The following is a 14,553-nucleotide window of genomic DNA, read 5'->3' on the forward strand; positions in this document are numbered from 1 at the left end:
GAGGAGAACGCCATGGCTTCCCAGATCGACACCCAGACAATCGACACCCAGGTCATCGACGCAAAGGCGATCGCCGACTATCAGTGCGATGGCGCTGTCTGCATCCGTGGCGCCTTCAAGGGCTGGGTCGACACGATTGCCGCCGGCATCGAGCGCAACCTGCAGAACCGTAGCGCCACCGCGTCCGACATCGCCAATGGCCGCGGCAGTTTCTTCGACGACTATTGCAACTGGGAGCGCATTCCCGAATTCGTCAGCGTGGTGCGGGACTCGCCTGCCGCCGAGCTGGCGGCGGCGGTGATGCAGTCGCGCACCGCGCAGTTCTTCCACGATCACGTGCTGGTCAAGGAACCCGGGACGCAGAAGCCGACGCCCTGGCATCAGGACATCCCCTACTACTTCGTTGATGGCCAGCAGACGGTAAGCTTCTGGATTCCCATCGATCCGGTGAAGGAGGCGACGCTGCGCCTGATCGCCGGCTCGCACAAATGGGACAAGATGATCCTGCCGGTGCGCTGGCTCGACGACAGCAATTTCTATGCCGGCGAGGGCGACTATCTGCCGGTGCCCGATCCGGACAAGGATCCGTCGATGAAGGTTCTCGAATGGGAAATGGAGCCGGGCGACGCCATCCTGTTCGACTTCAGGACCGCGCATGGCGCGCGCGGCAACATGACCTCGGCACGGCGCCGGGCGCTGTCATTGCGCTGGGTCGGTGACGATGCGCGTTATGTCGAGCGGCCGGGGCGCACCTCGCCTCCCTACCATGGCCACGGCATGCAGCCGGGACAGCGGTTGCGCGAGGATTGGTTTCCGGTCGTCTTCCAAGGTTAAAGGGACTTACCAGAAAATCGCCGGCGGCGTGCGCCGCCGATTTTCGGCAGGGTAACGTTCCCGTGCGCAATTCCGATCAAAGCACCGTGATGCCTTGACCCATCGTCCAGAGAGCAATAGCGGGTGCTCTGCAGGATTATAGGCATCAAGAGGTGGCCATGAACGTTCTTCTTCTCGGCTCCGGCGGCCGCGAACATGCGCTGGCCTGGAAGATCGCCGCATCGCCGCTGCTGACCAGGCTTTATGCGGCTCCCGGCAATCCGGGTATCGGCAGTGAGGCCGAACTGGTGAAGCTGGACATTGCCGATCACGTCGCCGTCGCCGCCTTCTGCAGGGACAAGAAGATCGACCTCGTCTTGGTCGGTCCGGAGGGGCCACTGGTCGCCGGCATTGCCGACGATCTGCGTGCGGAAAACATTCGCGTCTTCGGCCCCTCCAAGGCTGCCGCCCGGCTGGAAGGCTCAAAGGGGTTCACCAAGGATCTCTGCGCCAGATACGACATCCCGACCGCCGCCTATGGCCGTTTCGGCGATCTGGCGTCCGCCAAAGCCTATGTCGAAAAGACAGGCGCGCCGATCGTCATCAAGGCCGATGGCCTGGCCGCCGGCAAGGGCGTCACCGTCGCCATGACGCTCGGCGAGGCACAGGCGGCACTCGATGCCTGTTTCGACGGGTCTTTCGGCACCGCCGGCGCGGAAGTGGTGGTCGAGGAATTCATGACCGGTGAGGAGGCAAGTTTCTTCTGCCTCTGCGACGGCACCACGGCGCTGCCCTTCGGTACCGCGCAGGACCACAAGCGCGTCGGCGATGGCGATGTCGGCCCCAACACTGGCGGCATGGGCGCCTATTCGCCAGCGCCGGTGATGACGCCGCAGATGATCGAGCGCACCATGCGCGAGATCATCGAGCCGACCATGCATGGCATGGCCGAGTTGGGCGCGCCTTTCTCCGGCATTCTCTTCGCCGGACTGATGATCACCGACAAGGGGCCGAAGCTGATCGAATACAACACCCGTTTCGGCGATCCGGAATGCCAGGTGCTGATGATGCGGCTGAAGGACGATCTGCTGGTCCTGCTCAATGCCGCCACCGATGGCCAGCTTGCGCACAGCTCGGTGCGCTGGCGCGACGAGGCGGCACTCACCGTGGTGATGGCGGCCAGGGGCTATCCCGGAACGCCCGAGAAGGGATCGGTCATCCGCGGTGTCGAAGATGCGGCGGGCGACGGCGTCCAGATCTTTCATGCCGGCACGGCCATCAATGGCGGCGCCCTGGTTGCCAATGGCGGCCGCGTCCTCAACGTCACGGCATCAGGCGCTACGGTCGGCGAGGCGCAGAAACGCGCCTATGCCGCGCTCGACCGGATCGACTGGCCGGATGGATTCTGCCGCCGCGACATTGGCTGGCAGGCCGTGGCGCGCGAGCAGGCAAACTGAAGGTCCGAAACACCAATGCATGTCGCCAAAAAGTGACTTCGGTTTTGGGACAACGACATGCATGAAAACAAGGAGCTAAAGCGCGTCGCCTGAATCCGATCAAACGGGATGCGCTTTGGTCTATCGCAAGCCGCGATCAATCTCGGTCGAAGCGGTGCTGAGCGGATCGGCCGCGGCAAAGGCGGCGTCGATTTGTGCAGGCGAACGCTGGTCGGTCCGCTTCCAGGCGACATATTGGACAATGCCGAAGCTCGGCCGTCGCGGCACCGTCTTCACGACAGGCATGCGGAAGCCGTCGCGGAATCTCGTCCAGCGCGTGCCCAGCGCCGCGACCATGTCCTCGAAGGTCGGCGGCGCCGCCACAGAGGCGTAGGTAATGGTGACGTTGCCGGCGAGGCCGGCTTCGCGTGAGACCGGCAGCGGTATCGAGGCGAGATAGTCGGGCGGTACATCGATGAGCCCACCGAACGGCCACTGCGCGCGCAGCGTGGCGGCGTCCGTCGGCGCGACATTGACGTCGATGTCCTTGGGCGTGCCGGCGACCCTGTAAGGGCAGCGGAACCGGCCGCAATTGGCTTGCGCCGAAAACTGCCACAGCGAGTAGCCCTGCCAGTTGCCCATCGGAAAATGCACGTCGATGTCGGACTTGTAACGTGCATACCAGAGCGGCAGCCGCGACAGGAGCCGGTATCTATAGCTGTTGTCGGCAATGTACTGGGCCGTCTTGCCATTGGAATAGAGCACCGGGAAGCGGCCGATGCGACGATGCACCTGGCGCACGAACTCCTCGGCATCATCGAGCGACATCCACTGTGTCGGGTCATTGCCCTCGATGTCGAGAGCCAGCAGATCGTCCGGCGCGGGTTCGGCGAAATCGAGGAAATTATTGGCCTGTTCGACCGGATTGCCGGGGCGGGCGAGGTGATAGGCGCCCCATTTTAGGCCCAGCGCCTTGGCGACCACCTTGCGCGTCTGGAACAGTTCGCGCGTCACCGCGTGGCGTTTCCAAAGCGCCTTGCAGAGTTTTACCTCGGTGTCGTCACCGAAACAGAAATAGGGCGGCGGCAAGCCGTCGGATGCCTTGTTGATGAAGCCGACGATCCGCTTGTCGGTGGCGAGTTGGGCCCAGTCGATGGAATTGTATTCGTAGGCGTCGATGACCAGGGCGCGGTCAGCATTCTTCCAGGGCTCGGAGAAATCCGAGGACTTTGCCACCGTCGACAACGTCATCGTCGCCGCAAAAGCGAGAAGCGCTGTGCGGCGAAGGAGGTGCGCCGTCCTTTTCAAACAGGGAATCCCCGTTGACCAAGGCAAAATCCTGGACCGTCATGGTTAAGGAAGTGCTTATGCAGGCTGGCGCCGGCAAAGCTACCGCCGGATGAGCGGCCGAAATTCGAATGGATCGGGCGCCGGCTCTTGCGGCAGCGTGCCTTCGGCTGCGCGTTTGCGGTGGTGGGCTAGAGAACATTGCGGCGAGCACAATATGCCGCGATCCGACCAGTAGGCGGCGCCGTCTTCCAGTCTGCCCTGATGATAGCAGAATCCTGCCGCGCGATAGGGCAGGCCGCATTCGATGCAGCGATAGGCGTCGGGTCTGGCAAGCATGGGTGGTTCCGGTTCGTTGGTTCTGGTCTGTTGTCGCTCGGCTTGATCCGGCGCTAACCCGAATCTAATACGCGCCGGCGCGTTTGCAAAATCCGCGTGACAAAGTTTGACGTTTACGTAAAAAGAAGTTGGGAACCGATCAAAAGGCGGATGGTTTTGCGGCAGTGCGGGTCCTAGGATCGACGAGCCGATGCATCAGGAGGAGCGAGCGGCATGTATCGGGCACCGGTCGAGGATATCGCTTTCACGCTCAAGCACGTGGCCGGCATGAAGTCGGCCCTTGATGCCGGCACCTTCGGCGATCTCGGCGAGGATCTGGTCGATGCCGTTCTCGGCGAGGCCGGACGATTCGCCACCGAGGAGGTCGCGCCGCTCTACAAGATCGGCGATGAGCAGGGTGCGGTGCTGAAGGACGCTGCCGTCACCACGCCGCCCGGCTGGAAGGAACTCTATCGCCGCTGGATCGATGGCGGCTGGAACGCACTGTCCGGGCCCGAGGCGTATGGCGGCCAGGCGTTGCCGACCATGCTCGGCGTCGCCGCGCTCGAAATGTGGAACTCCGCCGCCATGGCCTTCGGCATCGGCCCGACGCTGACAATGGGCGCCGTCGAGGCGCTCGACAAACACGCCTCCGGAGAACTCAAGGCGAAATATCTCGAAAAGCTCGTCTCCGGCGAATGGATGGGCACGATGAACCTGACCGAGCCGCAGGCCGGTTCGGACCTCAATGCCTTGCGCGCCCGCGCCGAGCCGGCGGGTGACGGCACCTACCGCATCTTCGGCCAGAAGATCTTCATCACCTATGGCGAGCACGACTTCACCGACAACATCATCCATCTGGTTCTGGCGCGGCTGCCCGATGCGCCGGCCGGCACGCGCGGCATATCGCTGTTCCTGGTGCCGAAATTCCTGGTCGGCGACGATGGATCGCTGGGCGCGCGCAACGACGTCTTCTGCTCGGGTCTCGAGCACAAGCTCGGCATCCATGCCTCGCCAACCTGTACCATGATCTACGGCGACGGCTTCGGGGGCGCTGCGCCCGGCGCCATCGGCTGGCTGATCGGCGAGGAGAACAAGGGCCTCGCCTGCATGTTCACCATGATGAACAACGCCCGCCTTGCCGTCGGCATGCAGGGCGTCGCGGTCGCGGAAGCCGCGACGCAAAAGGCGATCGCCTATGCCAATGAGCGCCGCCAGGGCAAGGCGGCAAGCTATGCTGGCGCCGGCATGGCGCCGATCGTCCATCACCCCGATGTACAGCGCAATCTCCTGACCATGAAGGCGCTGACGCAGACGGCGCGCGCCATCAGCTATTGCTGCGCGCATGCCATCGACCTGGCGCGTGTATCAACCGGTGACGAGGCGGCGCATTGGCGCGATCGCGCCAATCTGTTGACGCCGCTGGCCAAGGCGTTCTCGACCGATGTCGGTGTCGAGGTCGCCTCGCTCGGCCTCCAGGTGCATGGCGGCATGGGCTTCATCGAGGAGACGGGCGCGGCCGCCCTCTATCGCGATGCGCGCATTGCCCCGATCTACGAGGGCACCAACGGCATCCAGGCCATCGATTTGGTCATGCGCAAGCTGCCGCTCGGCGGCGGCGAACATGTGTATGGTTACATCGTCGAACTTGCCGCGGTCGCCAATGCCGTGCGGATCTCCAATCTGCAGGGTTTCGGCCGCACCGCCGATGCCCTCGACGAGGCGCTTGCCGAGTTGACGCACGCGACCCGCTTCCTGCAAAAACTGTCGGCCGATGGCCAGTCGGACGAGGCGCTGGCCGGTGCTACGCCCTATCTCAGGTTGATCTCGCTTGCTGCCGGCGGCGCCTATCTGGCGCAGGGCGCTCTTGCCGATCCGGGCCGGATCGCGCTTTGCCGCTTCTTCGCCGAAAACCTGCTCGGTGAGGCACGTGCGCTGAAGGATCGCATCATCGGGGGCGCCGAAAGCCTGGCCGCTGCTGGCAAGGCGCTCATCTCTGCCTGACGTTCACAAGGAAGAAACCGTGACAGACCATATCCTCGTCGAGCGCCAGGGCGCCATTCAGATCATCCGCATGAACCGCCCGGACAAGAAGAACGCCTTGACGCGCGCCATGTATGCGAAAATGTCGGCTGCGCTGGCCGAGGGTGACGCCGACCCCGCGATCCGCGTCCATGTCTTCCTCGGCGTGCCCGGCGCCTTCTCCTCCGGCAACGACCTTGCCGATTTCATGGTCGTCGCCACCGGCGGCGACGGTGGCACCGAGGTCTGGGACTTCCTGATGGCGCTGGCCGGGGTCGAGAAACCCATTGTCTCCGGCGTCGACGGCATCGCGGTCGGCATCGGCACGACGCTCAACCTGCATTGCGATCTGACCTTCGCCACGCCGCGCACCGTGTTCAGGACGCCTTTCGTCGACCTCGGCCTGGTGCCCGAGGCGGGATCGAGCCTGTTGGTGCCGCGCATCCTGGGGCAGCAAGCTGCTTTCGCGCTGCTCGGCCTTGGCGAGGGCTTTTCGGCCGAGCGGGCGAAGGCCGCCGGCCTGATCTACGAGGTGGTCGAGGAAGCGGCGCTGGAAGCCTCGGTGCTGGCGGCTGCCGGCCAGATCGCCGCCAAGCCGCCGCAGGCGCTGAAAATCGCACGCGACCTGATCCGTGGCTCGCGTGACGACCTCGTCGCCCGCATCGGCGTGGAAAGCGAACATTTTCGCGCGCGGCTGAAGTCGGATGAGGCGCGCGCCGCGCTCACGGCGTTCATGACCAGAAAGAAGGCCTGAGCCTCTCTTTCAGGGATAAAGCCTCGTCTTGTCCCAACCGTCCCCGGTCTTGCGTGAAAAGACGACGCGGTCATGCAGCCGGAATGGTCGATCGTGCCAGAACTCGATGGTCGTGGGTACGATGCGGAAGCCGGACCAATGTTTTGGCCGCGGGATTTCGCCGATCGCATAGCGGGCCGTGTATTCGGCCACCGCCTTTTCCAGCGCAAAGCGGCTTTCCAGCGGCCGCGACTGTTTCGAGGCCCAGGCGCCGATACGGCTGCCACGCGGCCGCGTCGCGTAATAGGCGTCGGCTTCGGCCTCGCTGACGATCTCCACCGGACCGCGCACCCGCACCTGCCGGCGCAGAGATTTCCAATGGAAACACATCGCCGCCTTCATGCTGCCAAGAATTTCCTGGCCCTTGGCGCTCTCGAAATTCGTGTAGAACACAAACCCGCCTTCATCGAAGCCCTTGAGCAGCACCATCCGCACATCCGGCATGCCGTCGGCATCAACGGTCGCCAGCGCCACGCCGTTGGGGTCGTTCATCTCGCTTTTGGTGGCGTCCTCCAGCCATGCGGCAAAGAGGCGAAACGGCTCTGCAGCCTCGGTAAAGTCACTGGTTGTTAACTCTGTGTCACTCATAGTTTTTCTCAAATTGTCACGAAGCCAAGATTCTTATGGCGCAGGGGGGAGGTTGCCGATTGTCGCGTATCGCGCAAGCTTTTGACAGCAGGCAAGGCAGCCTAATTGCTTCAGCCAGCGCCAAGGCCGCGATCGTGATGATCGTTCTGCCGCTTGCCGCCTGCGGCGCGGGTGGCTTCAGCCTGGAAAAAGCCGAAGTCGATCGCTCGATTCTGACCAGCAGCACGTCCGCCCCATTATCCGCGCCGGTCAGTTCGGATCGCGACTCCGACCAGACGACGATCGGCAATGCGGTGTCCTCGGCCGACATCGAACAACTCGACGGCCAGGCCGTGCCCTGGGCGAATGCCGGCACAGGGTCACGTGGTTCCATCACCGAACTGGCGGAATTGAAGGACAAGGGCCAGACATGCCGCCGTTTCAGGGCCTCGCGCGAAAGCTTTGATGGCGTTGCCATGTTCGAAGGCGAACTCTGCCTGGCCAGTGCCGGCGGCTGGCACATGCAGGACTTCAAGGCGCTTTGACTTTCCGCTTTTGATATGCTGCTCGGGCACTGGAATTTCTTCCTATGCGAGCGCATATAGGAGGCAACCACCGTTTCACTCCTTCTCCAGGGCAGTAAGCATGCGCGACCCCTATGAGGTGCTGGGCGTTGCCAAGAACGCATCGGCCAAAGACATAAAATCGGCGTACCGGAAACTCGCCAAGAAGCATCATCCGGACCAGAATCCGAATGATCCCAAGGCGAAGGACCGTTTTGCCGCGGCCAACCAGGCCTACGAGATCGTCGGCGACGAGAAGAATCGCGCCGCGTTCGACCGCGGCGAGATCGACGCCGACGGCAAGCCGCGTTTCCAGGGTTTCGAGGGTGCCGCCGGTGGTGGTGATCCCTTCGGCGGGTTTCGCCGGCAGCAAGGGGCCGGCGGTTCGCGATTCGAATTCCGTTCGGGGCGTCCGGGCGGTGATCCGTTCGACGGCAACAGCGATATCTTCAGCCAGATTTTCGGCGACGCCTTTTCGGGCGCGCGGGGCGCCGGCACCGGCGACCGCCGGCAGCCTGCGACCGCCGCCGATCTGAACGTGACGCTCGACGTCACCATCGAGGAAGCGGCGACCGCCGAAAAGGTGACGGCGATGTTTCCCGACGGCCGCAAGGTGGCGGTCAAGCTGCCGGCCTATGTCGAGGACGGCCAGACCATCCGGCTGAAGGGGCAAGGCGAGCAAGGGCCGGGCCAGCCGGGCGATGCGCTGGTCAAGATCCATCTGCGCCGGCATCCGCGCTACCGCATCGAGGGCCGCGACCTGCATGCCGATCTGCCGGTGGCGCTGGCGGATGCTGTGCTCGGCGCCAAGGTGCCCGTCGAGACCCCGACCGGCAAGCTCGCGGTCAACATTCCCGGCTGGTCGAGTTCTGACAAGGTCCTGCGGCTCAAGGGCAGGGGCCTGCCGGAGAAGGCCGGCGGCCATGGCGATCTCTATGCCCATGTGCGGATCATGCTGCCGGAAGGCGGCGATAGCGCGCTCGAAGCGCTGTTGCGCAGCCAAAAAGGCTGATTGCGGCTTTTGTCCCCCGAACTGTCCGGTTTGAACGCTTGAAGGGGCCCTGTGCCTGTGCGATAGGGCACTCCACAAAGCAGGAATCTTGCGGAGAGCGCTCACATGGCGGGTGGACAGGGCCTAATGGCCGGCAAGCGCGGCCTTATTCTTGGCGTCGCCAACAACAGATCGATCGCCTATGGCATCGCCAAGTCGTGCGTCGACCATGGCGCCGAGATCGCGCTCACCTATCAGGGCGAAGCGTTCAAGAAGCGCGTCGAGCCGCTGGCGGCGGAACTCGGCGCCTTTGTCGCCGGCCATTGCGACGTCACCGATCCGGCGAGCCTGGATGAGGTTTTCGCCAATGTCGCCAGGCATTGGGGCAAGCTTGATTTTCTCGTCCACGCCATCGCTTTTTCCGACAAGGACGAGTTGACCGGCCGTTACGTCGAGACGACGCGCGACAATTTCCTGCGCACCATGGACATTTCGGTCTATTCCTTCACCACCATTGCCAAGCGCGCCGAAGCCCTGATGACCAATGGTGGCTCGCTGCTGACGCTGACCTACTATGGCGCCGAAAAGGTGATGCCGCACTACAACGTCATGGGTGTCGCCAAGGCGGCACTCGAGGCCAGCGTGCGTTATCTGGCCGTCGATCTCGGCGCCAAGAAGATCCGCGTCAACGCCATCTCGGCCGGACCGATCAAGACGCTTGCCGCATCCGGCATCGGCGATTTCCGCTACATCCTGAAGTGGAACGAATACAATTCGCCGCTGAAGCAGACGGTGACGCAGGAGGAAGTCGGCGATTCCGGCGTCTATTTCCTGTCCGATCTGTCGCGCGGCGTCACCGGTGAAGTGCATCACGTCGATTCGGGCTACCACGTCGTCGGCATGAAGGCGGTGGACGCGCCGGATATTTCGACGGTCAAGGAATAACACCCACCAACCGTCGTCCATCCCGACCCTGCACCGGAAGACCTGATGTACCCGCTGGTTTACATCGTGCGCCACGGCCAGACCGCGTGGAACGCCGAGTTCCGGCTTCAGGGCCAGGCCGACACGGACATCAATGCGCTTGGCCGCGAACAGGCGACCGGCAACGGCGATCTGCTGGCCAAACTCGTCCACAACCCCCAGGATTTCGATTTCGTCGCAAGCCCGATGCGACGGACGTGCGAAACGATGCAGCGTATCCGTGCCGCGATGAAGCTCGATCCGGACGCCTATCAAACCGATCCTCGCCTGGTCGAAGTCAATTTCGGCGATTGGCAGGGTTTTACCTTTGCCGAACTCAAGGCGCGGTATCCGGACGCGCGCCGGACGCGCGCGCTGGACAAATGGAACTTTCAGCCGCCTGGCGAGGGCGCGGAGAGTTACCAGATGCTGCTCGAACGGGTGAAGCCCTGGTTCGACGCGATAGAACGCCAGACGATCTGCGTAACCCATGGCGGGGTCATGCGGACCTTGTTCCGCTTCGTGCTTGGGATGGCGGAGAATGAGGCAGCGAACCTGGAGACCCCGCAGGACCGCGTGCTCAAACTCGAAGGCAAGAGCCTGGAGTGGCTATAAGCCACCTTGGAGTAATCCAGGAAAGTGCGTAGCGTTTTCCGTTCGGAATTACCCAAAAACAAAAGGTTAGCGCGGCTCAGCAAAAAAGCTGAACCGGCGCCACTGCATCCAATTCAGGTTGGAAGCTCTAGTTGGCGGAACTGTCCGGCAGTTCCATGTCGGTGATGACGTTTTCGCCATTGGTCTCATCATAGGCGATGACGATGTCCATGCCCGGCTTCAGCGCGTCGAGATCTGTCTCGGCATTCAGCTTGTAGGATTTGCCGTCGTCCAGCGTCAGCGTCAGCGCATCCTTGTCGATCTTCTTGATCAGGCCTTCGGTCTGGCCGGCGAAAGCGGCGGTGGAAAGCAGCAGCGTGGCGGCGACGGCGCCAATCAGGGTACGCATTATCGTTCCTCGTTATCATTGCACCGGCATGGCGGCGGCAGGCGGTGGCTGGCGGATGGAAGAGAGCAGAAACCAACCGAATGTGTCAAAACTAAATCCGCCAGATCACAGTTTGACCCCTGTGAAAAACGCCAATAGAAGGCAGGCTGCAGCGCCGCGCGTCTTCCTGGACGGTCAAGGGACGCTGTAGCGCTTTTTGATTTGCGGGTGATCCTTTCCGAAATCGCGCCGATTTTCGGGATCATGCGCCAAGCCGGCTCCGACGCCGGGCAGGGTCGTTTTATGTCTCACAACACGTTCGGCCACCTTTTCCGCGTCACCACCTGGGGTGAAAGCCACGGCGCCGCACTAGGCTGCGTGGTCGACGGCTGTCCGCCCGGCATCCGCTTTACTCAGCGAGACATCCAGGCCGAACTCGACAAGCGCCGGCCGGGCCAGTCACGCTTCGTCACCCAGCGCCGCGAACCCGACGAGGTAAAGGTGCTGTCTGGCTTCATCCTCGACGAGGACGGCGAGACGATGATCACCACCGGCACCCCGGTATCGATGCTGATCGAGAATGTCGACCAGCGCTCGAAGGACTATGGCGAGATCGCCCGCCAATACCGGCCCGGCCATGCCGACTACACGTATGACGTCAAATACGGCGTGCGCGATTATCGCGGCGGCGGCCGCTCTTCGGCACGCGAGACGGCGGCGCGCGTGGCGGCCGGAGCCTTGGCCCGCAAGGTGGTGCCGGGCATGGTGGTGCGCGGCGCACTCGTGTCGATGGGCGACAAATCGATTGATCGCGCCAACTGGAACTGGAATTTCATAGGCGACGCGGAAAATCCGTTCTTCACCCCCGATCCGGCTTCCGTTCCGGTCTTCACGCAGTATCTCGACTGCATTCGCAAGGCGGGTTCATCGGTCGGCGCGGTCATCGAGATCGTTGCCGATGGCGTTCCGGCAGGCCTCGGCGCGCCGATCTACGCCAAGCTCGACCAGGACATTGCGTCCGGCCTGATGTCGATCAACGCCGTCAAGGGCGTCGAGATAGGCAACGGTTTTGAAGCCGCCCATATCACAGGCGAACAGAATGCCGACGAGATGCGCATGGGCAATGACGGCAAGCCGGTGTTCCTGTCGAACAATGCCGGCGGCATCCTCGGCGGCATTTCGACCGGCCAGGAAATCGTCGCGCGTTTCGCCGTCAAGCCGACCTCATCGATCCTGACGCCGCGAAAGTCGATCGACAAGGATGGTCACGACGTCGAGATCATGACCAAGGGCCGTCACGATCCATGCGTCGGCATCCGCGCCGTGCCGATCGGCGAGGCGATGGTTGCCTGCGCCATCGCCGATCATTATCTGCGTCATCGGGGACAGACCGGACGCGTCTGACCTTCAACCTTGCCAGCGAAGCGAGCATCCATGCCTTACGACCAGAAGAAAATCGTCGAAGCCCTGCGTGCTTTCGAACGCGGTGAGATCGTCGTCGTCATGGACGATGATGGGCGCGAGAATGAGGGCGACCTGATCGTCGCCGCCGTCCATTGCACTCCGGAGAAGATGGCGTTCATCATCCGTCACACCTCCGGCATCGTCTGCACGCCGATGCCGCGCGAGGAGGCCAAGCGGCTCAATTTGTCGCCGATGGTCGCCGACAACGATTCCGCCCATACCACCGCCTTCACCGTCAGCGTCGATTTCAAGCATGGCACGACGACCGGCATCTCGGCCGAGGACCGCACGCTGACCGTGCGCAATCTCGCCAACGGCAACGTCGGTGGCTCGGATTTCGTCCGTCCCGGCCACATCTTCCCGCTGATCGCGCGCGAGGGCGGCGTGCTGATGCGCTCGGGCCATACCGAAGCCGCGGTCGATCTGTGCAAGCTCGCCGGCCTGGCGCCGGTCGGCGTCATTTCGGAACTGGTCAATGACGACGGCACCGTCAAGCGCGGCCCGCAGGTTTCGGCCTTTGCCGAGGAGCATGGCCTCAAACAGGTTTCGGTCGCCGACCTCATCGCCTACCGGCAACGCAAGGAAACGCTCGTCGAACGCGTGGCTTGCTCCGAAATCGACACGCTCGGCGGCAAGGCGCAGGTCTTCACCTACACGCTGCCCTGGGACTCCATGCATCACGTCGCGATTGTCTTCGGCGATATCCGCGACGGCGAGGAGGTGCCGGTGCGCCTGCATTCCGAGGATGTGGTGACCGACGTGTTCGGCACCAGCCACAGGCTGGACGGCATCATGAAGGCGATGGGCGAGCGCAGGCGTGGTGTCATCGTCTATCTGCGGGAGGGCTCCGTCGGCGTCGCCCATCAGGAACGCAAGCGGCCGGCGAGCGGCGACCGCGAGGACCACGAAGAGGCCCGCCGACGCGAGAACGAGTGGCGCGAGATTGGTCTCGGCGCACAGATCCTCAAGGATCTCGGCATTTCCTCGATCAATCTGATCGCTTCACGCGAACGCCACTATGTCGGTCTTGAGGGCTTCGGCATCCACATCGCCAAGACCGAGATTCTCTGAAGGGCAACCGCGGGAGATAGCGCCCGGTCCGTTCGAACCGGGCGCTTCGGGGATCATTCTGCAGGAACGACGCCTGCTTCGCATCCGTCCAGGTCGCATTTAGGCGTGGCAAGGCTGCGCTGGCCAAGCAACACGGTGGCCAGTGCGATTGTGCCTGAAGCCACCGACACCCAGAACCCGTTCTGGGCGCCGAATGCATCCACCACCGAGCCGGCCGCGAACGAGCCCAGCGCCATGCCGATGCCGATCCCGGTGGTCACCCAGGTGATGCCCTCGGTCAGCATCGCCTCCGGCACGTGCCGCTCGATCAAGCCGAATGCCGTGATGAAGGTCGGTGAGATCGCCACGCCGCTGACGAAGACGGCCAGCGCCAGAAGCGGCACCGTGTCGGCGGCGAGCAACGGCAGCGCTGTGAGCGCGATGACGGCGACGGCGATGGCAAGTTGACGCTGCAGGGCCATTTTCAGGTTGAGCGCCCCGACGATGATGCCGAGCACGAACGATCCCAGCGCGTAGACGCCGATGACCAGGCTCGCGGCGGCCGGCTGGCCAAGCTCCTTGGTGATCGCCACGGTGCTCACTTCCGTCGTCGCGAAGGTTGCGCCGATGAAGATCAGGGCGAAGGTGATGATCTGCACCGGCCGCAGGCGGATTGCCGAGCTGCGCGAACCATGTTCCGCCGGCCGCACTTGCGGCTCGGTCGAACGCTGCAGGATGAAGGCCGTCGAGCCGACGGCGAGGAACAGCGTGCTCGCCAGCATTCCCGCTTCCGGGAACAGGGCGGCACTCAGTCCCACCGACAGCGATGCCCCGGCAATGTAGACCAGCTCGTCCGCCGCCGACTCGAAGGCGAATGCGGTGTTCATTTCGGGCCGTCCGCGGAAAATCTCGGTCCAGCGTGCGCGCACCATTGCCGGGATGCTGGGCATCGCCGCGGCCAGCAGCGCCGACACGAACAGCGTCCATACCGGCCAGTTGTGATTGGCCGCCGCAATCAGGACGGCAAAGGCGAGCACGGAGATGATCGTGGTCGGCACCACGATCCGCGTCTGGCCAACGCGATCCACCAGCCTTGATATTTGCGGCGCCACGAAGGCGTTGGCCAGTGCGAATGTCGCTGAGACGGCGCCGGCCAGCCAGTACTCGCCACGCGTCTGCGACAGCATCGCCACGATGCCGATTGGCGCCATCGCGATCGGCAGGCGCGCCAAGAAACCCGCGGCTGCAAAGCCCTTGGCGCCGGGAGCGCGAAAGATTTCCGCATAGGGATTTTGCATGGTCCG

15 protein-coding genes are annotated in these 14,553 nt (G+C 63.5%); 10 read left to right on the plus strand and 5 right to left on the minus strand.

Annotated features, from left to right (window positions below; all coding sequences use genetic code 11):
- Positions 1-12: 12 nt before the first annotated feature.
- Together AC1D10_RS17660 and purD are read left to right on the plus strand one after the other, a co-directional pair.
- Complete coding sequence (locus tag AC1D10_RS17660) at positions 13-834, plus strand: phytanoyl-CoA dioxygenase family protein (RefSeq protein WP_477273964.1); 822 nt, start codon at positions 13-15, stop codon at positions 832-834.
- A gap of 158 nt (positions 835-992) precedes the next feature.
- Entirely contained in the window at positions 993-2,270 is a 1,278-nt protein-coding gene (gene purD / locus AC1D10_RS17665; RefSeq protein ID WP_477273966.1) for a phosphoribosylamine--glycine ligase, read from the plus strand.
- A gap of 120 nt (positions 2,271-2,390) precedes the next feature.
- Here purD and AC1D10_RS17670 read toward each other — a convergent pair whose 3' ends face one another.
- Positions 2,391-3,500 carry a glycoside hydrolase family 25 protein gene (locus AC1D10_RS17670; protein ID WP_477273968.1) on the minus strand — a complete coding sequence of 370 codons (1,110 nt, stop codon included), beginning with the start codon at positions 3,498-3,500 and terminating at the stop codon, positions 2,391-2,393.
- 138 nt (positions 3,501-3,638) lie between these two features.
- Complete coding sequence (locus AC1D10_RS17675; protein WP_379105701.1) at positions 3,639-3,875, minus strand: hypothetical protein; 237 nt, start codon at positions 3,873-3,875, stop codon at positions 3,639-3,641.
- A gap of 213 nt (positions 3,876-4,088) precedes the next feature.
- Here AC1D10_RS17675 and AC1D10_RS17680 point away from each other — a divergent pair, with 213 nt between their 5' ends.
- Together AC1D10_RS17680 and AC1D10_RS17685 are read left to right on the plus strand one after the other, a co-directional pair.
- Positions 4,089-5,858 (plus strand): acyl-CoA dehydrogenase, encoded by a 1,770-nt coding sequence (locus AC1D10_RS17680; protein ID WP_477273971.1) that lies wholly within the window; start codon positions 4,089-4,091, stop codon positions 5,856-5,858.
- Between the two features lie 19 nt (positions 5,859-5,877).
- Entirely contained in the window at positions 5,878-6,630 is a 753-nt protein-coding gene (locus AC1D10_RS17685; RefSeq protein ID WP_477273973.1) for a crotonase/enoyl-CoA hydratase family protein, read from the plus strand.
- Positions 6,631-6,639: 9 nt separating this feature from the next.
- On the opposite strand, the gene pdxH is transcribed toward AC1D10_RS17685, so the two are convergent.
- Complete coding sequence (gene pdxH, locus AC1D10_RS17690; protein ID WP_477273975.1) at positions 6,640-7,257, minus strand: pyridoxamine 5'-phosphate oxidase; 618 nt, start codon at positions 7,255-7,257, stop codon at positions 6,640-6,642.
- A gap of 59 nt (positions 7,258-7,316) precedes the next feature.
- Here pdxH and AC1D10_RS17695 point away from each other — a divergent pair, with 59 nt between their 5' ends.
- The 4 genes from AC1D10_RS17695 (at position 7,317) to AC1D10_RS17710 (ending at position 10,368) form a co-directional block, all read left to right on the plus strand.
- The gene (locus AC1D10_RS17695; protein WP_477273977.1) at positions 7,317-7,781 is read left to right on the plus strand and encodes an RT0821/Lpp0805 family surface protein; all 465 of its coding nucleotides are present in this window, start codon (positions 7,317-7,319) and stop codon (positions 7,779-7,781) included.
- 100 nt (positions 7,782-7,881) lie between these two features.
- Positions 7,882-8,811: a DnaJ C-terminal domain-containing protein gene (locus AC1D10_RS17700; RefSeq protein WP_477273979.1), complete on the plus strand. Its 930-nt coding sequence runs from the start codon at positions 7,882-7,884 to the stop codon at positions 8,809-8,811.
- Positions 8,812-8,916: 105 nt separating this feature from the next.
- A complete protein-coding gene (fabI, locus tag AC1D10_RS17705; RefSeq protein WP_056581092.1) occupies positions 8,917-9,735 on the plus strand; it encodes an enoyl-ACP reductase FabI in 819 nt (272 codons plus the stop codon).
- Between the two features lie 45 nt (positions 9,736-9,780).
- Positions 9,781-10,368, plus strand: a complete 588-nt coding sequence (locus AC1D10_RS17710) for a histidine phosphatase family protein (protein ID WP_477273982.1) — start codon at positions 9,781-9,783, stop codon at positions 10,366-10,368.
- Between the two features lie 127 nt (positions 10,369-10,495).
- On the opposite strand, the gene AC1D10_RS17715 is transcribed toward AC1D10_RS17710, so the two are convergent.
- The gene (locus tag AC1D10_RS17715; RefSeq protein WP_379105717.1) at positions 10,496-10,756 is read right to left on the minus strand and encodes a DUF1344 domain-containing protein; all 261 of its coding nucleotides are present in this window, start codon (positions 10,754-10,756) and stop codon (positions 10,496-10,498) included.
- 282 nt (positions 10,757-11,038) lie between these two features.
- Here AC1D10_RS17715 and aroC point away from each other — a divergent pair, with 282 nt between their 5' ends.
- The gene (gene aroC, locus AC1D10_RS17720; RefSeq protein ID WP_477273984.1) at positions 11,039-12,139 is read left to right on the plus strand and encodes a chorismate synthase; all 1,101 of its coding nucleotides are present in this window, start codon (positions 11,039-11,041) and stop codon (positions 12,137-12,139) included.
- Between the two features lie 30 nt (positions 12,140-12,169).
- On the plus strand, positions 12,170-13,270 hold the full coding sequence (ribB, locus tag AC1D10_RS17725) for a 3,4-dihydroxy-2-butanone-4-phosphate synthase (protein ID WP_111546838.1): 1,101 nt from the start codon (positions 12,170-12,172) through the stop codon (positions 13,268-13,270).
- A 53-nt stretch (positions 13,271-13,323) separates the two neighbouring features.
- Here the strand turns inward: ribB and AC1D10_RS17730 are convergent, their stop codons facing one another.
- The gene (locus tag AC1D10_RS17730; protein WP_477273986.1) at positions 13,324-14,547 is read right to left on the minus strand and encodes an MFS transporter; all 1,224 of its coding nucleotides are present in this window, start codon (positions 14,545-14,547) and stop codon (positions 13,324-13,326) included.
- Positions 14,548-14,553 lie beyond the last annotated feature (6 nt).

Source organism: Mesorhizobium sp. P2_A8, assembly GCF_056404935.1.